This window comes from Pseudomonas sp. NFX183 (assembly GCF_047943075.1).
Lineage (GTDB): Bacteria > Pseudomonadota > Gammaproteobacteria > Pseudomonadales > Pseudomonadaceae > Aquipseudomonas.
In genome coordinates this window covers 2,742,808-2,763,072 of sequence record NZ_CP181333.1, presented here as the reverse complement: position 1 = coordinate 2,763,072, position 20,265 = coordinate 2,742,808, and the positions used below count along the sequence as shown (strand labels likewise).

Sequence of the window (20,265 nt, the reverse complement as noted above, 5' to 3'; positions counted from 1 at the left end):
TCCATTGGTCAGGCGCAGGCGGTATCCTGTGCCGCTAATGGAGGCTTTTTCATGAAAATCTACACAGTTGGCGGCGCGGTGCGTGATCGTTTGCTCGGCATCGAGGTCACCGACATCGACCGCGTGGTCGTCGGCGCAACCACTGAAGAAATGCTCGCCAAGGGCTACAAGCCGGTGGGTGCTGACTTCCCGGTGTTCCTGGACCCGAAAAACGGCGATGAGTACGCCCTGGCCCGCACCGAGCGCAAGAGTGGCCGGGGTTATGGTGGCTTTGTGTTTCATGCCAGCCCCGAGGTCACACTGGAAGAAGACCTGATGCGTCGCGATCTGACCATCAACGCGATGGCGGAGGACGGCGACGGCAACCTGACCGATCCTTACCACGGCCAGCGCGACCTGCAGGCGCGCATTCTGCGTCATGTTTCCCCGGCGTTCGCCGAAGACCCCTTGCGTGTACTGCGTGTTGCGCGCTTCGCAGCGCGTTATGCCTCCCTGGGTTTCACGGTAGCGCCCGACACGCTCGGACTGATGCGCCAACTCAGTGAGTCCGGCGAGTTGGAAGCCCTGACGCCCGAGCGAAGCTGGAAGGAAATCTCCCGGGCCTTGATGGAAGATCAACCTCAGGTGTTCATCCAGGTGCTGCGCGACTGCCATGCGCTGAAAACCCTGATGCCGGAAGTGGACGCGCTGTTCGGCGTGCCGCAGCCGGAGGCCCATCACCCCGAGATCGACACCGGCCTGCACACCCTGAGCGTGCTGCAACAGGCCGCCCTGCACAAACAACCCCTCACGGTACGCTGGGCCTGCCTGCTGCATGACGTGGGCAAGGGCCTGACGGCTGTGGATAAGTTGCCGCAGCATATTGCTCATGAAAAGACAGGCTTGACGCTGATCAAGGCGGTCAACGAACGCTTCAAGGTGCCAAGGGACTGCCAGGAGCTGGCGCTGCTGGTGGGCCAATATCACACCCATGGTCATCGCGCCCTGGAGCTGAAAGCCTCGACATTGCTGGAGCTGCTGCAGAGTTTTGACGTGTACCGCCGGCCGCAGCGCTTTGAGGAATTTGTGGCGAGCTGTGAAATGGATGCACGCGGCCGCAAAGGCCTTGAGCAACGAAGTTATCCACAGGCGGATTATTTACGCGGCGCGGCCAAGGTTGCGCGCGAAGTCGCGGTGGCGCCCTTGCTGGAGAAAGGCTTCAAAGGCCCCGAGCTGGGCGAGGCGCTCAAGCGCGAGCGGCTCAAGGCGCTGAAAACTTACAAGGAACACCACAACGCTTAGCCGGCGAGCTGTTGTGGCGAGCGGGCTTGCCCCGCGTTGGGCTGCGCAGCGGCCCCAGTAAAAACACTGAGATTTTCCTGGTAAACCTCAGCGCCTGTTGTGGGGCTGCTACGCAGCCCAACGCGGGGCAAGCCCGCTCGCCACATGGGATTTGCTAGCCAGCGTCCACGTTTGAATCCGGGCAGACGAGCGTTACAGGAGATTTTTCGGGGTGAGTGGCTGGTTTTGCCATTCAAACGCGACAGGTGCCAGCACCTGGTCGATCTGCGCATCGCGCCACAGCTCGGCCAATGTCTTGCCCACCTCAGGATGCACGCGATCCGGCGCCATCAACGACAGCGGCCACAGCACAAAGGCATTTTTGAGGATTTCTGCGCGCGGCAGGATCAAGCCGTCGAAATTCCCGACCAGTTCGCCATACAGCAGCACATCGATATCCAGCGGCAGCCCTTTGCGGTCCGGCGCATAGCGGCCATTGTCGGCCTCAATGAATTTCAACCGGCGATCCAGCTCCATCAACGGCAAGTCGGTATAGGCCGACACCACCAGGTTGAAAAACGGCCCGCTTTTGATCCCCACCGGCTGGCTTTCGAACACGGGCGAGCAGCGCATATCCGTCAAGAAGCTCGCCAGCGTATCCAGGCCAGCGCGCAGATGGCGCTCACGCTCGATATTGCTGCCAAGGCCAAGGTAAACCTGAGTTAGCGACATCCGCGCTCGATCTCCACGCCCACGCCTTTGGCTGCCGGCACGGCACCCGGCTTGGTCAGCTTGAGGCGCAACCAGGGAATCTGGAACTCGCTCATCAGCACTTCGGCCAGGCGTTCGGCGAAGGTTTCTACCAGTTGGTACTGGGACTGCTCGGCAAAGGCCTGAATACGCGCGGACACGCTGGCGTAATCGAGCGCCAGGGTCAGGTCGTCACCCGCAGCGGCAGGGCGATTGTCCCAGGCGAAGCTCAGGTCCAGGCGCAGGCATTGCTTGATGCCGCGCTCCCAGTCGTAGGCCCCGATCACGGTGTCGACTTCCAGGCCTTCGATAAACACTCTGTCCAAGCTCTTCTCCGCAGCACGACAAGGGCGCGTTGCCCCGTTAGAATCAGGGCGTCCTCGCCCGGAATAGTTAGCATGTTTTGGTCACTGGCGATTCTCGCCTACCTGCTCGGCTCGCTGTCCTTCGCCATTTTGCTCAGCCGCCTGACGGGAAATCCCGATCCGCGAATGAGTGGCTCAGGCAATGCCGGTGCCACCAACGTGTTGCGCCTGGCCGGCAAAAAACTCGCCGTGCTGACGCTGCTGGGCGATATCTGCAAGGGCCTGTTGCCCGTACTCATCGCCAGCCTCGCCGGCCTCACCCTGCAACAGCAAGCCTGGGTGGGCGTGTACGCTGTCCTCGGCCATCTGTTTCCGCTGTACTTCCGCTTTCGCGGCGGCAAGGGTGTCGCCACGGCGGCCGGCATGCTGCTGGGCATTTACCCTCCAGCAGCGCTGCTGGCCGTGCTGGCCTGGCTGTTGACGTTCTACCTGACCCGCACCAGCTCATTGGCCGCATTGATCGCCACGCCGCTCACCCTGCCATTGCTGGCCTGGCAGGCGCCTGCAGCGCTGTTGCCGATGAGCGTGCTGACACTGCTGATCGTCTGGCGCCACCGCGGCAATTTACGCGACCTGTTTGCCGGGCGCGAACGGCATTTTTAAATACGTTCGATGAGCCCGGCTCACGTGAGCCCTTACAGCGGTGAAAGTTGCTCCATCGGCCAGCGTGCCTGCACGCTGATCGCCAGGCTTTCATGCTGGCCGGCCTGCAGACGCTGGCAACCGGCGTAGGCGATCATTGCACCGTTGTCGGTGCAGAACTCAGGGCGCGCATAAAACACGTCGCCCTGCATGTCGCCGAGCATTTTTTCCAACGAGGTGCGCAACGCTTTGTTGGCACTGACGCCGCCGGCGATCACCAGGCGCTTCATGCCCGCCTGTTTCAGGGCGCGCTTGCACTTGATGGTCAAAGTCTCCACCACGGCCTGCTGGAACGCCAGTGCGATGTCGCAACGGGCTTGCTCACTGTCGTCCCCGGCGCTGACGCTTTGCTGCCAGGTGTTGAGTGCGGAGGTTTTCAAGCCGCTGAAGCTGAACATCAGGCCCGGGCGATCGCACATTGGACGCGGGAAGGTGTAACGGCCCGGCACGCCTTTTTCGGCGAGACGTGCGATTTCCGGACCGCCCGGATAATTGAGGCCCATCATCTTCGCGGTCTTGTCGAACGCTTCACCGGCGGCATCGTCCAGAGACTCACCCAACAGCGTGTATTGGCCAATCGCATCGACCTGAACCAGCTGCGTATGCCCACCGGAAACCAACAAAGCGACGAACGGGAACTGTGGCGGTGTTTTTTCCAGCATGGGTGCCAGTAAATGGCCTTCCATGTGGTGCACGCCGAGGGCCGGAATGCCCCAGGCAAACGCCAGCGCCTGGGCGCAAGAAGCCCCAACCAGCAGGGCTCCGACCAATCCGGGGCCGGCGGTGTAGGCAATCGCGTCGATCTCGGTCGGCACGCAGCCGGCCTCGTCCAACACCTGGCGAATCAACGGCAGCATGCGCTTGACGTGATCGCGGCTGGCGAGCTCCGGCACCACACCGCCATAGGCGCGGTGCAGGTCGATCTGGCTGAACAGTGCATCGGCCAAAAGCCCGCGTTCACTGTCGTAAAGTGCGACACCGGTTTCGTCGCAGGAGGTTTCAAGTCCCAGTACTAGCATGGGTTTGCGCCTTGTAGAGGCTGAATTCGAAGGCGCGCATAATAGTCGCCACTCCCCCTCCCGACTAGCGGTTTTCGATCAGAGGCTTTGCATTCCGGGCAATGAGGGGTTAACATCCGCAACCCTTAAAAACCGACGACCTCAGCCGCGAATTTTTTGCGACGAGAACGTTGATTCCCGGTAATGAAAGAAGGTAGCTCTGGATGCCAGCCGTCAAAGTAAAAGAGAACGAACCCTTCGACGTAGCTCTGCGTCGTTTCAAGCGCTCCTGCGAAAAAGCCGGTGTTCTGGCTGAAGTTCGTAGCCGCGAATTTTATGAGAAGCCAACTTCTGAGCGTAAGCGCAAAGCAGCAGCCGCTGTTAAGCGTCACGCTAAGAAAGTTCAGCGCGAGCAGCGCCGCGCCGTTCGTCTGTACTAATACACAGACTTACGTAGCAAGCTTCTGCCAAGCCCGGCCCTCAGCCGGGCTATTGGCATTTGCGGATATCGCTTGATGCTTCACCGTCGACGCCGCACACGCGACCGAGACACTGCTTCACACGTCAGGACTGGCTCTTTTGCCAGCGGTGCGCGTCTCTTCTGACGAGCCTAACAAGGCTACTGACGAGCACACTCATTCTTCAAACAGACGATCAACCGTGTCGGCTGTGCCCAACGATGCGTTTCCGAGGCCCGCCATTGGCCAACACCGGACGCCCGGGCAACATTTCCAGGCCGAACACTGATAGAAATTAACGTCAGTGAATGTTCGGCAGATACACTCCCTGACAGCCCAACCAGACGACAGTTGATCGAGCCGCACAATGTGTGCGCCTGAACACTTCGCGGGCCTCATTGATACGCAGTGATGACGAGAACGCCATGGCCGGGCTAATTCCCCAGAGCTTTATTGACGACCTTCTGAACCGCACCGACATCGTCGATGTTGTCAGCTCGCGTGTGCAACTGAAAAAAGCCGGCAAGAACTACACCGCCTGCTGCCCGTTCCACAAAGAAAAGACCCCCTCGTTCAGCGTCAGCCCCGACAAGCAGTTCTACTACTGCTTCGGCTGCGGCGCGGGCGGCAATGCCCTCGGCTTTCTCATGGACCACGACAACCTGGACTTCCCCCAGGCTATCGAGGACCTGGCCAAAGCCGCCGGCATGGAAATCCCCCGCGAAGAAAGTGGCCGCACGCACAAACCGCGGCAGCCCACCGACTCGCCGCTGTACCCGCTGCTGACGGCCGCTGCCGACTTCTACCGCCAGGCGCTCAAAAGCCATCCGCAGCGCAAGGCCGCTGTCGAATACCTCAAGGGTCGCGGCCTTACCGGTGAAATTGCCCGGGACTTCGGCCTGGGTTTCGCGCCGCCAGGCTGGGATAACCTCTACAAGCACCTGAGCAGCGACACCCTGCAGCAGAAAGCCATGATCGACGCCGGCCTGCTGGTGGAAAACGCCGAGACCGGCAAGCGCTATGACCGCTTCCGCGACCGCGTGATGTTTCCGATCCGCGACAGCCGTGGCCGGATCATCGCGTTCGGCGGCCGAGTGCTCGGCGACGACAAACCCAAGTACCTGAACTCCCCGGAAACCCCGGTGTTTCACAAGGGTCAGGAACTCTACGGTCTGTTCGAAGCGCGTAAAAACAACCGCAACCTCGATGAAATCATCGTGGTTGAGGGCTACATGGACGTGATCGCCCTCGCCCAGCAAGGACTGCGCAATGCCGTGGCCACCCTGGGCACCGCCACCAGCGAAGAACACATGAAGCGCCTGTTTCGCGTGGTGCCCAGCGTGCTGTTCTGCTTCGACGGCGATCAGGCCGGCCGCAACGCCGCCTGGCGCGCGCTCGAAGCCACGCTGTCGAGCCTGCAGGATGGCCGCCGTGCACGTTTCCTGTTTTTGCCCGAAGGTGAAGACCCGGACACCCTGGTGCGCTCCGAAGGCACCGATGCGTTCCGCGCGCGCATCAATCAACATGCGCAGCCGCTGGCCGACTATTTCTTCCAGCAATTGACCGAAGAAGCCGATCCGCGGTCCCTTGAAGGCAAGGCCCACATGGCCACGCTCGCGGCACCGTTGATCGACAAAGTACCGGGCGCCAACCTGAAGTCACTGATGCGCATGCGCCTGCTGGAAATCACCGGTTTGAGCGGCGAGGCCGTCAGCCAGCTGGTGCACAACGCGCCGCAAGACGCACCGCCGGCTTACGACCCAGGCATGGATTACGACGCCATGCCGGACTACTCGGACTTTCACCAACCGCAGGAGGCCTACGCGCCCCAGCAGGAGTGGACACCGAAGAAACCCGGCGCCGGCGGCAAGAAATGGGACAAGAAACCCTGGAGCAAGAACGGCAAGCGCGGCGATCGTGATGAGGCCTACGCGCCACGCACGCCGGTGGCGGTGGAAGCCCCTACGCTGATTGCGTTGCGTACGCTGATCCACTACCCGCAATTGGCGAAGAAAGTTGAGAGCGCCGATCATTTTGCCAACGAGAGCAACACTTACGCTCAGGTACTGATCGCCTTGATCGAGGCGGTACAGAAAAATCCTAAGCTAAACTCAATTCAGTTGATGGCTCGCTGGCATGGCACCGAACAAGGCCGCCTCTTGAAAGCACTCGCAGAAAAGGAGTGGCTAATTGACGGCGATAACCTTGAACAACAGTTTTTAGACACCATTACTAGGTTATCCGCGGGTCAGCACACGCAGACCCTCGATGAACTCATCAAGAGAGCAAGGCAGCCGGGATTATCGGCTGAAGAGCAGATTCAGATAGCAAAACAGATGCGCGACCTCTTAAAACAGAATGTTTCCGCATCAAACCCGACCTCAGCTGGCGTGTGAGGTCATAGCTCGGGTATAATCCTCGGCTTGTTTTTTGCCCGCCAAGACCTTCAGTGGATAGGGTGTTATGTCCGGAAAAGCGCAACAGCAGTCTCGTATCAAAGAGTTGATCACACTGGGTCGTGAGCAGGGTTACCTGACTTACGCCGAGGTCAACGACCACCTGCCTGAGGATATTTCAGATCCAGAGCAGGTGGAAGACATCATCCGCATGATTAACGACATGGGGATCAACGTATTCGAAACTGCGCCAGATAAGGATTCCCTTATGCTGGCCGACGCCGATACTGACGAGGCTGCGGCCGAAGAGGCAGCAGCAGCGTTGGCAGCAGTGGAGACCGATATCGGTCGCACGACGGACCCTGTGCGCATGTACATGCGTGAAATGGGGACGGTCGAGTTGCTGACACGCGAAGGCGAAATTGAAATCGCCAAGCGTATCGAAGAGGGCATCCGTGAAGTGATGGGCGCAATTGCGCACTTCCCTGGCACGGTTGACCACATTCTCTCCGAGTACACCCGCGTTACCACCGAAGGTGGCCGCCTGTCCGACGTTCTGAGCGGTTATATCGACCCGGACGATGGCATTGCGCCGCCTGCTGCCGAAGTACCGCCGCCTGTCGATGCGAAAGCCGCGAAAGCCGACGACGATTCCGAAGACGACGATGCTGAAGCCAGCAGCGACGACGAAGATGAAGTTGAAAGCGGTCCGGACCCGATCATCGCGGCCCAGCGTTTCGGTGCGGTTTCCGATCAAATGGAAATCACCCGCAAGGCGCTGAAAAAGCACGGTCGCAGCAACAAGCAGGCGATTGCCGAGCTGATCGCCCTGGCTGAGCTGTTCATGCCGATCAAGCTGGTGCCGAAGCAATTCGAAGGCCTGGTTGAACGTGTTCGCAGTGCCCTTGAACGTCTGCGTGCCCAAGAGCGCGCAATCATGCAGCTCTGCGTACGTGATGCGCGCATGCCGCGTGCTGACTTCCTGCGCCAGTTCCCGGGCAACGAAGTTGACGAAAGCTGGACCGACGCACTGGCCAAAGGCAAGGCGAAATACGCCGAAGCCATTGGTCGTCTGCAGCCCGATATCATTCGTTGCCAGCAGAAGCTGACTGCGCTTGAGACTGAAACCGGTCTGACGATTGCCGAAATCAAGGACATCAACCGTCGCATGTCGATCGGTGAGGCCAAAGCCCGCCGCGCGAAGAAAGAGATGGTTGAAGCGAACTTGCGTCTGGTGATCTCCATCGCCAAGAAGTACACCAACCGTGGCCTGCAGTTCCTCGATCTGATCCAGGAAGGCAACATCGGCTTGATGAAGGCTGTGGACAAGTTCGAATACCGTCGCGGCTACAAGTTCTCGACTTATGCCACCTGGTGGATCCGTCAGGCGATCACTCGCTCGATCGCCGACCAGGCCCGCACCATCCGTATTCCGGTGCACATGATCGAGACGATCAACAAGCTCAACCGTATTTCCCGGCAGATGTTGCAGGAAATGGGTCGTGAACCGACCCCGGAAGAGCTGGGCGAACGCATGGAAATGCCTGAGGATAAAATCCGCAAGGTATTGAAGATCGCTAAAGAGCCGATCTCCATGGAAACGCCGATTGGTGATGACGAAGACTCCCATCTGGGTGACTTCATCGAAGACTCGACCATGCAGTCGCCAATCGATGTCGCCACTGTTGAGAGCCTGAAAGAAGCGACTCGCGACGTACTGTCCGGCCTCACTGCCCGTGAAGCCAAGGTACTGCGCATGCGTTTCGGCATCGACATGAATACCGACCACACCCTTGAGGAAGTCGGTAAGCAGTTTGACGTGACCCGTGAGCGGATCCGTCAGATCGAAGCCAAGGCACTGCGCAAGCTGCGCCACCCGACGCGAAGCGAGCATCTGCGCTCCTTCCTCGACGAGTGATACCAGAACCCCCGGCCCAGGCCGGGGGTTTTGCTTTGTGCAGATCACTTTCTACAGATTAACTGCCGCGCAACACCCCACCCCCGCAATGCCCGTCTACACTCGAAACATTCCCCGTGCCATAACGAGACCGTTATGCCCAGACTGCCGACCGTGATACTGCTGTCGCTGCTCACCTGGACCGCAACGGCTGGCGCGTTGACTCTCACCGATGAAGAGCGTGGCTGGCTGGCGGACCATCAAGAGCTGCGACTGGGAGTGGACACCTCTTGGCCACCCTTCGAATACCGTGACGAAAATGGCCGTTATCAGGGCCTTGCCGCCGACTACGTACGCCTGATCCAGGACCGCCTGGGCGTCAGGATCAACCTGATCGAGCCCGCCAACTGGACCGCCGTGCTCGAACAGGCCAAAAACAACCAGCTCGACCTGCTGCCCGGCATCATGTCCACCCCGGAGCGCCAGGGCTTCCTGGCCTTCACGCGGCCTTATCTGGACTTTCCCATTGTCATCCTCGCCCACGAAGGCGGCGCCAAACCGCGCAACCTCAAGGACCTTTACGGGCTGAAGATCGCCGTGGTGGAGAACTACGCGCCCCACGAATTGCTACGCACCCACCATCCCGACCTCAACCTGGTCGCCATGCCAAACGTCAGCTCGACGCTGCAAGCCCTGGCCACCGATGAAGTGGATGCCGTCGTCGGTGACCTTGCCTCCAGCGTCTGGAGCCTGCGCCAACTCAAACTCGATGGCTTATACGTCAGCGGTGAAACGCCCTACCGCTATCAACTGGCAATGGCCGTACCGCGCGATGAGAAAATGCTGGTGGGTATCCTGGACAAGGTGCTCGCCGACCTCAGTTCGGACGAAACCGACGCCATCCAGCAACACTGGGTAGGCAGCTTCACCGATCACCGCATGTTCTGGGCCGACCTGCTGATGTACGGCCTGCCAGCCGTGCTGCTGTTGAGTACCGTGCTGGCCATCGTGATTCGGATCAATCGTCGGCTCAGTTCGGAAATATCCCGGCGGGTTGCCCTTGAGCAAGAACTGCGCAGCAGCGAATACCACTACCGCGGCCTGGTGGAGAGCCTGTCCGCCATCGCCTGGGAAGCCAGCATCACGGACTTCACCTACAGCTATGTATCGCCGCATGCCGAAGAGCTGCTCGGCTACCCCCGCGCGCATTGGCTGATTCCAGGGTTCTGGCGCAACATCATCCACCCCGCCGACCTGACGCGCGCCGAGGCTTACTGCTACCGGGAAACCCGCGCCAACCGCGACCACAGCCTCGATTACCGAGTGATCACCGCGGACGGGCGCTGCCTGTGGGTACGTGACATTGTCAGCCTTATCGAACACGGGCATGAGCCGGTGCTGCGCGGCTTGATGATCGATATCAGCGAAGCCAAGCGCACCGAAGAAGCCCTACAGCTTTCCGAGCAGAAATTTGCCTCGGTGTTCCAGCAATGCCCGGACATCCTGGTGATTGCGCGGATGTCCGATGGCTGCCTGCTGGAGGTCAACAAGGCGTTCGAAGACCAGATCGGCCTGAGCGCCGAGCAAGTGGTGGGCAAGACCGCCACAGAACTGAATATCTGGGGCATTCAGGGCGTCGGGCCCGACCTGCTGCAACGCGTGCAGACCACCAGCATCCGCAACCTCGAAATGTCGTTCCGACGCAGCAACGGCCAGGCGTTTACCGGGCTGATCTCGGCGCAACCGTTCCAACTCGACACCACCGAAGCCCTGGTGGTGGTGGTGCGCGTATCACCCAGCTCAAAGAAACCCAGCAACAGCTGCAAACGTCCGAAGAGAAATTCGCCAAAGCCTTCCACGCCTCACCCGATGGCCTGCTGCTGAGCCGTCAACGTGACGGGCTGCTGATTGAAGTGAATGAGGGCTTCAGCCGTATTACCGGTTTCACCAGTGTGACCTCGCTCGACCAGTCAACCCTGGACCTGGGTATCTGGGTCGACCTCAACGAACGCAAACACATGTTGGAGCTGATGCAGCGCGACGGGTTTGTGCGCGATTTCGTCTGCCATATACGCCGCAACGACGGGCAGATTCGCCTCTGCGAAGTGTCCAGTCGCCCACTGCCCATCGGCGATGAAGATTGCATGCTGACCATTGCGCGAGACATCACCGAACGCCAGTTCATGCAGGAAAAACTGCAACAGGCCGCCACGGTGTTTGAGAGCACTGCCGAAGGTGTGTTGATCACCGACACCCGGCAGAACATCAGTGCCGTCAACCGCGCGTTCAGCGAAATCACCGGCTACAGCGAAGCCGAAGCCCTTGGCAGCACGCCGCGCCTGCTCGCCTCCGGCCTGCACGACAGCGCATTCTATGCAGCCATGTGGCACCAGTTGACCGCCCACGGGCACTGGCAGGGCGAGATTTCCAACCGCCGCAAGAACGGCGAGCTGTACCCCAGTTGGCTGACCATCAGTGCCGTGCGCAACCGCGAGCAATTGATCACCCACTTTGTCGCCGTGTTTGCCGACATCTCCAGCCTCAAGCACGCCCAGGCGCGCCTCGACTACCAGGCACACCATGACCCACTGACCGGCTTGCCCAACCGCACCCTGTTCGAAAGCCGGTTGCAGGCCGCACTGAATGGCCAGCAGGAAAGCGGTAACCAAGGCGCCGTGCTGTTTCTGGACCTGGACCGCTTCAAACACATCAACGACAGCCTTGGCCACCCCATCGGCGACCTGCTGCTCAAGGACATCGCCGTGCGCCTCAAGGAGCAACTGCGCGATGTCGACACCGTGGCACGCCTGGGCGGCGACGAATTCATCATCCTGCTGCCCGGCCTGCAACACGCCAGCGATGCCGCGCACCTGGCCAACAAGCTGCTCGCTTGCTTCACCCCGCCGTTCCAGGCCGGCGAGCACGAGTTCTTTATCAGCGCGAGTATCGGCACCAGCCTGTACCCGCAGGACGGCACTGACGTCGCCACCCTGGTGAAAAACGCCGACGCGGCGATGTACCGCTCCAAGGCCAAGGGCCGCAACCGCGTCGAAAGCTACACCCGTGACCTCACCGCCCAAGCCAACGAGCGCGTGGCCCTGGAACACGAACTGCGCCGCGCCATCGAACGTGACGAACTGAGCCTGTATTACCAACCCAAGCTGAGCCTGGCGACCCACGAACTGATCGGCGCCGAAGCCCTGATCCGCTGGCGCCATCCAACCTTTGGCGACGTGCCGCCTGAGCATTTCATCCCCCTCGCCGAAGAGAACGGCATGATCCTGCAGATCGGCGATTGGGTACTGGAACAGGCCTGCCAACAACTGCACGCCTGGCAAACGGTTTATGAGGATTTCGGCCCACTGTCGGTCAACCTCGCCGGCGCACAACTGCGCCACCCCAACCTGCTCGCGCGCATTGAACAGCTGCTGCGCGACTACCGTCTGGAGCCCGGCTGCCTGCAATTGGAGATCACCGAAAACTTCATCATGAGCCAGGCCGAGGAAGCCCTGGAAGTGCTGCACCAACTCAAACGCCTGGGCGTGCAGCTGGCGATTGACGATTTCGGCACCGGCTATTCATCCCTCAGCTACCTCAAGCGCTTGCCGCTGGATTTCCTCAAGATCGACCAGTCCTTCGTGCGCGGCTTGCCCGACGATCCGCACGACGCCGCCATCGTGCGCGCCATCATCGCCCTGGGCCACAGCATGCAATTCACCATCATCGCCGAAGGCGTGGAAAACCCCGCGCAACAAGCCTTTCTTGCCGCCGAAGGCTGTGAACAGATGCAAGGCTACATCGTCAGCCTGCCCCTGCCGCCCGAGCTTTTTGCCGAGGCTTTTCTTCATCTGAGGGTTTCAGACTTTTCGGATGGCACAGCGGGGAAACCATCGTTATAATCCGCGACCTGTTACAAGGGCCTATAGCTCAGTTGGTCAGAGCAGAGGACTCATAATCCTTTGGTCCACGGTTCAAGTCCGTGTGGGCCCACCAAACAAAAAAGCCGCGCAATGCGCGGCTTTCGCGTGTCTGGCGTATGGAAAAGGCGACGCTGACTCCCACGCCTTTTCCAGCAATGAAAGATTTGTTAATTGTCCTCAACTGCTGCGGCACAGACCATGGCCGGCCACTCAACCAGCACGAGGAACCTGGCTCCATGCCTCAGGCCAACCGTTCACCCCGCGCCTTTTTTACCCTCAGCCTGCGCACCGCAGGCGCTCTCGTAATCACCTTCGCCACCCTGAACTGCGCACACGCAGCATCGCCCGCCCCGGCCACCATCAAGGCGTACAAGCTCTGCACCGGCGCAGACAACGCCTCGCACGTTTTGGAGGGCACCATCGACCCGAGCATGCGCAACGACGTCACTGCCATTCATTTCAAGACAACCCCGGCGCACGCTTCTTACGATTGGCATAACGATCCCGAGCCGCAGTACGTCATGACACTCTCCGGCACCTTGGCCTTCGCTACCCGAGGCGGCGAGACGTTCACCCTGCACCCCGGTGAAGTGCTGGTCGCCGAAGACAACACCGGCACCGGCCATCGTTGGAAGCTGATCGACGACCAGCCATGGCGCCGTGGCTACGTGGTGCTCAAGCCTGGCGCGCCGGACTCGTTTATCCCGAACGATCCCGCCGCCGCGAAAGTCTGCAAGGCGCCTTAATCTCGCAGATCGCAGCGCTCCAGACGGGCGCAAGCCTGTAACATGGCGACCCATTGCCGCCCGCACTGGAGCCCTGCCCTTGCCCGTCCTCGATGAAATCGATCGCCAACTGATCGCCGCCTTGCAGATCAACGCCCGCGAAAGCGTGGCCATGCTTGCCCGGCAATTGGGCATTGCGCGCACCACGGTGACGTCGCGCCTGGCGCGCCTGGAGAAAACCCAGGTGATTACCGGCTACGGCGTGCGCCTCGGGCAGCGTGTGGTCGACGGTGGTTTGCAGGCGTATGTCGGGATCACCGTGCAAGCGCGCTCGGGCAAGGAAGTGTTGCGTCGGTTGAGTGCAATGGCGCAGGTGCAGCAACTGTGTGCGGTGAGTGGCGAATTTGATTACGTGGCCTGGCTGCGCACCGATTCACCGGAGCAGCTCGATCAATTGCTGGACCAGATCGGCAGTGTCGACGGCGTGGAAAAAACCACCACGTCGATCATCCTCAGTAACAAATTGGACCGTGGCCAGCCAGTCTGACCACCCTCTTCGTCACTCTGACTGAAAACAATCCAATCCGACGACACTTTGCGTCTTATTAACGAACGCTACGCTCCCTAAACTGGCTGCCATCTTTTCCTATACTCAACGGGCCACATCCCGCCGAGTCGCCAGTAAGGTCAGCCATGAGCATTCCGTCCAGCACCATCAGCAAGACCCATCGCCACCCCGCCGACGGTAAAAAACCCATCACCATTTTTGGCCCGGATTTTCCGTTTGCCTTTGATGACTGGATCGAGCATCCGGCCGGCCTGGGCAGCATTCCGGCCGCCAACCATGGCGCCGAAGTGGCGATTGTCGGTGCGGGGATCGCGGGCCTGGTGGCCGCTTACGAGCTGATGAAGCTGGGCCTCAAGCCGGTGGTGTACGAAGCGTCGAAGATGGGTGGCCGCTTGCGTTCCCAGGCGTTTGAAGGTGCCGAAGGCATCATCGCCGAGCTGGGCGGCATGCGTTTTCCGGTGTCGTCCACCGCGTTCTACCACTATGTGGACAAGCTGGGTTTGGAGACCAAGCCCTTCCCCAACCCGCTGACGCCAGCCTCTGGCAGCACGGTGGTCGACCTCGAAGGCCAGACCCACTACGCACAAAAACTCTCGGACTTGCCGGTGCTGTTCCAGGAAGTCGCCGACGCCTGGGCGGATGCGCTGGAAGCTGGTTCCCAGTTCGGTGATATCCAGCAGGCCATCCGCGATCGCGACGTGCCGCGCCTCAAAGCGCTGTGGAACAAGCTGGTGCCGTTGTGGGACGACCGCACCTTCTATGACTTCGTCGCCACGTCCAAGGCCTTTGCCAAACTCTCGTTTGCGCACCGCGAAGTGTTTGGTCAGGTAGGTTTCGGCACCGGCGGCTGGGACTCGGATTTCCCCAACTCGATGCTCGAAATCTTCCGCGTGGTGATGACCAACTGCGACGACCACCAGCACCTGGTGGTCGGCGGCGTGGCGCAAGTGCCCATGGGCATCTGGCGCCACGTGCCGGAGCGTTGTGCGCACTGGCCGGCCGGCACCAGCCTCAGCTCGTTGCATCGCGGCGCGCCACGGGCCGGTGTGAGCCGCATAGCCCACGCCGCCGATGGCCGCTTCGCCGTGACCGACAACTACGGCGACACCCGCGAATATGCCGCCGTGCTGACCACCTGCCAGAGCTGGCTGCTGACCACCCAGATCGAATGCGACGAAACCCTGTTCTCGCAGAAAATGTGGATGGCCCTGGACCGCACCCGTTACATGCAGTCGTCGAAAACCTTCGTGATGGTCGACCGCCCGTTCTGGAAAGACAAAGACCCGGAAACCGGCCGCGACCTGATGAGCATGACCCTCACCGATCGCCTGACCCGTGGCACTTACCTGTTCGACAACGGCGACGACAAGCCGGGCGTGATTTGCCTGTCGTACTCGTGGATGAGCGACGCGTTGAAAATGCTCCCGCAGCCCATCGACAAGCGAGTGAAACTGGCCCTCGACGCCCTGAAAAAGATCTACCCGAAAGTCGACATCAAGGCGCGCATCATCGGCGACCCGATCACTGTGTCCTGGGAAGCCGACCCGCATTTCCTCGGGGCTTTCAAAGGCGCGCTGCCCGGCCACTACCGCTACAACCAGCGGATGTATGCGCACTTCATGCAGAAGGACATGCCCGCCGAACAACGTGGGATTTTCATCGCCGGTGACGACGTGTCCTGGACGCCGGCCTGGGTTGAAGGCGCGGTGCAAACCTCGCTGAACGCGGTGTGGGGCATCATGACCCACTTCGGCGGCAGCACGCATCCGGAGAACCCAGGGCCAGGTGATGTCTTTGACGAAATCGGCCCGATCGCCCTGGCCGACTAAGGAGTTGAGCATGCGCGTTGCCCTGTACCAATGCCCGCCGCTGCCACTGGATGTGGCCGGTAACCTCAAGCGCCTGCACCCACTGGCGCATGAGGCCTCGGATGCCGATGTGCTGGTGCTGCCGGAGATGTTCCTCAGCGGCTACAACATCGGCGCCGAAGCGGTCGGCGCCCTTGCCGAACCTCAGGATGGGCCGTCCGCGCAAGCGATTGCCACACTGGCCAAAAGCGCCGGGTTGGCGATTCTGTACGGCTACCCGGAGCGGGCCGAGGACGGGCAGATCTACAACGCCGTGCAGTTGATCGACGCCCACGGCCAGCGCCTGTGCAACTACCGCAAGACCCACTTGTTTGGCGACCTGGACCACTCGATGTTCAGTGCTGGGGAAGATGATTTCCCGTTGGTGGAATTGAACGGCTGGAAGCTTGGCTTCTTGATCTGCTACGACCTGGAGTTTCCGGAAAATACCCGTCGCCTTGCGCTGGCCGGTGCCGAGTTGATCCTGGTGCCGACTGCCAATATGGTGCCGTTCGACTTTGTCGCCGACGTCACCGTGCGGGCGCGGGCCTTTGAAAACCAGTGTTATGTGGCCTACGCCAACTACTGCGGGCAGGAAGGCGAGATTCAGTATTGCGGGCAAAGCAGCATCGCCGCGCCGAATGGGCAGCGCATCGCCCAGGCCGGGCTGGATGAGACATTGATCGTCGGTGCGCTGGACCGCCAGTCCATCCTCGACGCCCGCGCCGCCAACCACTACCTGCAAGACCGTCGCCCCGAGCTGTACGGCGCACTGCACAAGCCCTGACCCAGCCGGTTCGCCAGCGGTTTGATAACATGGCCACCTCCTACGTTTCGGAAGTGCCCATGCCTGCGCCGGCCCACCCTCATCACCTTCACCTGACCCTGGCCAATGGCCTGCGGGTTACCCTGCGCCATGCGCCACGTCTGAAGCGTTGCGCTGCGGTGCTGCGCGTGGCTGCCGGCAGCCATGACGTGCCCTTGGCCTGGCCGGGGCTGGCGCACTTTCTTGAGCATTTGTTGTTTCTCGGCACGCAGCGTTTTCCCGCAAATGAAGGGCTGATGGCCTACGTGCAGCGCCATGGCGGGCAGGTCAACGCGAGTACCCGGGAGCGTACGACGGACTTCTTCTTTGAATTGCCGCTGACGACCTTTACCGACGGGCTTGAGCGCCTGGCGGACATGCTGGCCCACCCGCGCCTGGCGATTGAGGACCAGTTGCGTGAGCGCGAAGTGTTGCACGCAGAGTTTGTTGCATGGTCCCAGGATGCCCAGGCTCAGCAGCAGGTCGCGCTGCTGGAGGGCTTGGCCGCCGATCATCCACTGCGCGGTTTTCACGCCGGCAACCGGGACAGCCTGCCGGTGGAGCGTGAGGCATTTCAGCAAGCATTGCGCGAATTTCACACGCACTTCTATCAGAGCGGGCAGATGACGTTGAGCCTGGCCGGCCCGCAGCCGCTGGACGAGCTGGAAGCCTTGGCGCAGCGATTCAGCGAGGCACTGGCTTGCGGGCCTTTGCACCCACAGGCCGAGCCGCCTGCGCTGTTGCCCGATCAAGCAGTGAGTTATCAATACACCGCCGATAATCATCGGCACCACGTCATTGCCTGTGACGTGCCCCGCGAAGCGCTGGATTTTCTCTGCACCTGGCTGAACGCCCCGGCGCCCGGCGGGTTACTGGCCGAGCTGCAGACGCGAAACGTGGCCCACGCACTGCACGCGTCCGTGCTGTATCACTTCGCCGGGCAAGCGCTGCTGGATATCGACTTTTCCCTCTTCGCTCAAGACGGGTCGGCTACTCAGGTCGAAGCGTTATTGCACGACTGGTTGAGCTTTTTCGCACAGAGCGACTGGACGCCGTTGCGAGAAGAGTTCGCCTTGCTGAACGCTCGCCAGCAGCAAATCCAGGGCGCCCTGGCGCTGGCCCGCAACGACAGCGAGGATCTATCGGAACAGGGCGTGGCGGCCCTGAAGAACCTGCTCGATTCACTGCACCTACCGCCCTCCGAGCACGCTTGGCAACTGCCGCCCAACAACCCCTTCCTGCGCCCAGCGGTCAAGCAAGCGCGCGCCGGCCTGATTCGCGGCCAGACCAGCGCCCACCGTGGCTTGCGCACGTTCGCCCAGGATCGCTCGCGGGGACGACGGGAAGTGTCGGCGCTGACGTTCAGCCAGGCCTTGGCGGATGACACCAACGAAGGCGCGCTGTACCTGCAATGGCGCTTTGATTCGTTGGTACCCGCAGGCCTGGAACATGCGTTGCAGCCGTTGCGTGAGCAGGCCCGTCAGGCGGGCGTCGAATTGGCCTTCGAAACCCTCGGCAATGAATGGCGCGTGAAAATAGTCGGCCTTCACGAACCAATCGCGGCTGTGGTCGAGGCGCTGGCGCTTAACCTCAGCCAGTCCGATAGGCCGCTGCCGTCACCCGCACAAACGCCGATGATTGCCATTCGAGAGCTGCTCAAGGCGTTGCCTGCCTGCTGTGCCGGCATCGCTTCCGAGGCCGGTGAGACGCCAGCGTCATGGACCACCGCGCGTTGGCAGGGCCTGGGCACAGGTTTGCCCGCTGCCAGTGAAGCGGCGATCAAAACCGCAGCCGCGCGATTGCCAGGCCAGCCGGAAAGCTTCGAACACACGCCGAAAACCCTCGACGGCCAGAGGCTCTGGCACGAAGTGAATACCGACGCCCGCGAAGCCGCGTTGCTGCTGTTTTGCCCAACGCCAAGCCAATCCCTGGCCGATGAAGCGGCATGGCGACTGCTCGGGCATCTGCTCCAGGGGCCGTTTTACCAAAAACTGCGCGTCGAACTGCAAATCGGCTACGCCGTGTTCAGCGGCATCCGACAGATCAACGGGCAAACCGGCCTGCTGTTTGGCGTGCAATCACCCAGCGTATCCCTGGCCGGGATCTTCGAGCACGTGCAGACCTTCCTGGTGCAGCTTCCGGCGTTGATCGACAACAGCGCCGAACTGGGCAACCAAACCCTGGCAGAGCAATTCACGGCCCAGGCATTACCGGTCGCCCAAGCCGCCGAATTGCTCTGGCAGGCACAGCTGGCTGGCCATTCGTCGGGTTATCTGGCGCCACTTCAGCAGTTGATACAAACCTGCACGCGCGAGGATCTGCAACGTGCCGCAGGGCAACTCAATGACGCTGCAGCCGGTTGGCGCTGTGTGGCCAACGGCCCGCCCATCAATGGTTCCTGGCAAACGACAGGCTGATCATTGCTGGCCCTGCAAAAGGCTTTTGCCACCAAGACAGCGCTAACTTGAAAAGAATTGCGTAACATTCATCCGCACACCTCTGAACATCTCCGATTGGAGGTGGACTATATGTATGAGTAGTGAACGTCCCATCCCTTCGTAGGAGTATGAATATGACCTGGTCCAAGCCTGCTTACACTGATCTGCGTATCGGTTTCGAAGTCACCATGTACTTCGCCAGCCGTTGATTGGCTGAGTAATACAACGCCTCGGTTCGCCCGGGGCGTTTTTGTTTTGAGCTTTGCGTGATGGAGCAATCATGTTTGTCCAGATTCTAGGTTCCGCCGCCGGCGGTGGCTTCCCGCAGTGGAACTGCAACTGCGTGAACTGCGCAGGTTTTCGTGACGGCAGCCTGCGGGCCCAGGCGCGCACTCAGTCGTCCATCGCGATTTCCGACGATGGCGTGAATTGGGTACTGTGCAACGCTTCGCCGGATATCCGCGCGCAACTGCAAGGCTTCGCCCCGATGCAACCCGGCCGCGCGCTGCGCGATACCGGTATCAGCGCGATCATCCTGATGGACAGCCAGATCGACCACACCACCGGCCTGTTGAGCCTGCGCGAAGGCTGCCCGCACCAGGTGTGGTGCACCGACATGGTCCATGAAGATTTGAGTACCGGTTTCCCGCTGTTCACCATGCTCACGCACTGGAACGGCGGCCTGGCCTGGAACCGCATCGAGCTGGACGCCAGCTTCACCATCCCGGCCTGCCCCAACCTGCGTTTCACGCCGCTGCCATTGCGCAGCGCCGCGCCGCCCTACTCGCCGCACCGCTTCGACCCGCACCCAGGCGACAACATCGGCCTGATCGTCGAAGACCTGCGCACCGGCGGCAAACTGTTTTACGCCCCTGGGCTGGGCAAGGTCGACGCGCCGTTGCTGGAGATCATGGCCGGCAGCGATTGCCTGCTGGTGGATGGCACGATGTGGGACGACGATGAGATGCAGCGCCGTGGCGTCGGCACCCGCACTGGCCGCGAGATGGGCCACCTGGCTCAGAACGGCCCCGGCGGCATGCTCGAAGTGCTGGAGCAGTTGCCCGAGCAGCGCAAGGTGCTGATCCACATCAACAACACCAACCCGATCCTCGATGAAGACTCCCCCGAACGCGCCGAGCTGGTGCGGCGCAATGTCGAAGTGGCTTACGACGGCATGAGCATTGAATTGTAGGAGC

At 61.0% G+C, this 20,265-nt stretch carries 15 protein-coding genes, 1 tRNA gene and 1 pseudogene; 14 read left to right on the top strand and 3 right to left on the bottom strand.

Annotated elements, in window-relative coordinates; genetic code table 11:
- The first annotated feature begins 51 nt into the window (after positions 1–51).
- A complete protein-coding gene (locus ACM530_RS12680) occupies positions 52–1,281 on the top strand; it encodes a multifunctional CCA addition/repair protein (protein ID WP_416364890.1) in 1,230 nt (409 codons plus the stop codon).
- A 192-nt stretch (positions 1,282–1,473) separates the two neighbouring features.
- On the opposite strand, the gene folK is transcribed toward ACM530_RS12680, so the two are convergent.
- Positions 1,474–1,992 carry a 2-amino-4-hydroxy-6-hydroxymethyldihydropteridine diphosphokinase gene (folK, locus tag ACM530_RS12675; RefSeq protein ID WP_369302029.1) on the bottom strand — a complete coding sequence of 173 codons (519 nt, stop codon included), beginning with the start codon at positions 1,990–1,992 and terminating at the stop codon, positions 1,474–1,476.
- Positions 1,983–2,336 (bottom strand): dihydroneopterin aldolase, encoded by a 354-nt coding sequence (gene folB / locus ACM530_RS12670; protein WP_106575528.1) that lies wholly within the window; start codon positions 2,334–2,336, stop codon positions 1,983–1,985. Before folB ends, folK begins: the two co-directional genes overlap by 10 nt.
- A 72-nt stretch (positions 2,337–2,408) precedes the next feature.
- Between folB and plsY the strand changes: the two genes are divergently transcribed.
- Positions 2,409–2,978 (top strand): glycerol-3-phosphate 1-O-acyltransferase PlsY, encoded by a 570-nt coding sequence (gene plsY, locus ACM530_RS12665; RefSeq protein WP_416364889.1) that lies wholly within the window; start codon positions 2,409–2,411, stop codon positions 2,976–2,978.
- Between the two features lie 32 nt (positions 2,979–3,010).
- On the opposite strand, the gene tsaD is transcribed toward plsY, so the two are convergent.
- Complete coding sequence (tsaD, locus tag ACM530_RS12660; RefSeq protein WP_106575530.1) at positions 3,011–4,036, bottom strand: tRNA (adenosine(37)-N6)-threonylcarbamoyltransferase complex transferase subunit TsaD; 1,026 nt, start codon at positions 4,034–4,036, stop codon at positions 3,011–3,013.
- Between the two features lie 203 nt (positions 4,037–4,239).
- On the opposite strand from tsaD, the gene rpsU reads away from it, so the two are divergent.
- From rpsU to pqqB, 12 genes and pseudogenes are all read left to right on the top strand, one after another.
- Positions 4,240–4,455 (top strand): 30S ribosomal protein S21, encoded by a 216-nt coding sequence (rpsU, locus tag ACM530_RS12655; RefSeq protein WP_002551877.1) that lies wholly within the window; start codon positions 4,240–4,242, stop codon positions 4,453–4,455.
- Between the two features lie 443 nt (positions 4,456–4,898).
- On the top strand, positions 4,899–6,869 hold the full coding sequence (gene dnaG, locus ACM530_RS12650) for a DNA primase (RefSeq protein ID WP_262209338.1): 1,971 nt from the start codon (positions 4,899–4,901) through the stop codon (positions 6,867–6,869).
- Positions 6,870–6,936: 67 nt separating this feature from the next.
- The gene (gene rpoD / locus ACM530_RS12645) at positions 6,937–8,787 is read left to right on the top strand and encodes an RNA polymerase sigma factor RpoD (RefSeq protein ID WP_416364888.1); all 1,851 of its coding nucleotides are present in this window, start codon (positions 6,937–6,939) and stop codon (positions 8,785–8,787) included.
- 135 nt (positions 8,788–8,922) lie between these two features.
- Positions 8,923–12,665: pseudogene (locus ACM530_RS12640) on the top strand (EAL domain-containing protein).
- 17 nt (positions 12,666–12,682) lie between these two features.
- A tRNA-Ile gene (locus ACM530_RS12635) sits at positions 12,683–12,759 on the top strand.
- A 163-nt stretch (positions 12,760–12,922) separates the two neighbouring features.
- Entirely contained in the window at positions 12,923–13,432 is a 510-nt protein-coding gene (locus tag ACM530_RS12630; protein ID WP_242200741.1) for a cupin domain-containing protein, read from the top strand.
- A 79-nt stretch (positions 13,433–13,511) separates the two neighbouring features.
- Entirely contained in the window at positions 13,512–13,958 is a 447-nt protein-coding gene (locus ACM530_RS12625) for an Lrp/AsnC family transcriptional regulator (RefSeq protein WP_106575534.1), read from the top strand.
- Between the two features lie 167 nt (positions 13,959–14,125).
- The gene (locus tag ACM530_RS12620) at positions 14,126–15,808 is read left to right on the top strand and encodes a flavin monoamine oxidase family protein (protein WP_416365094.1); all 1,683 of its coding nucleotides are present in this window, start codon (positions 14,126–14,128) and stop codon (positions 15,806–15,808) included.
- A gap of 10 nt (positions 15,809–15,818) precedes the next feature.
- Complete coding sequence (locus ACM530_RS12615; RefSeq protein WP_145157471.1) at positions 15,819–16,613, top strand: carbon-nitrogen hydrolase family protein; 795 nt, start codon at positions 15,819–15,821, stop codon at positions 16,611–16,613.
- 59 nt (positions 16,614–16,672) lie between these two features.
- Positions 16,673–19,048 (top strand): pyrroloquinoline quinone biosynthesis protein PqqF, encoded by a 2,376-nt coding sequence (pqqF, locus tag ACM530_RS12610; protein ID WP_416365093.1) that lies wholly within the window; start codon positions 16,673–16,675, stop codon positions 19,046–19,048.
- 155 nt (positions 19,049–19,203) lie between these two features.
- Positions 19,204–19,278: a pyrroloquinoline quinone precursor peptide PqqA gene (pqqA, locus tag ACM530_RS12605; RefSeq protein ID WP_003194766.1), complete on the top strand. Its 75-nt coding sequence runs from the start codon at positions 19,204–19,206 to the stop codon at positions 19,276–19,278.
- A gap of 71 nt (positions 19,279–19,349) precedes the next feature.
- Positions 19,350–20,261: a pyrroloquinoline quinone biosynthesis protein PqqB gene (pqqB, locus tag ACM530_RS12600; RefSeq protein WP_032883902.1), complete on the top strand. Its 912-nt coding sequence runs from the start codon at positions 19,350–19,352 to the stop codon at positions 20,259–20,261.
- Positions 20,262–20,265: the final 4 nt, after the last annotated feature.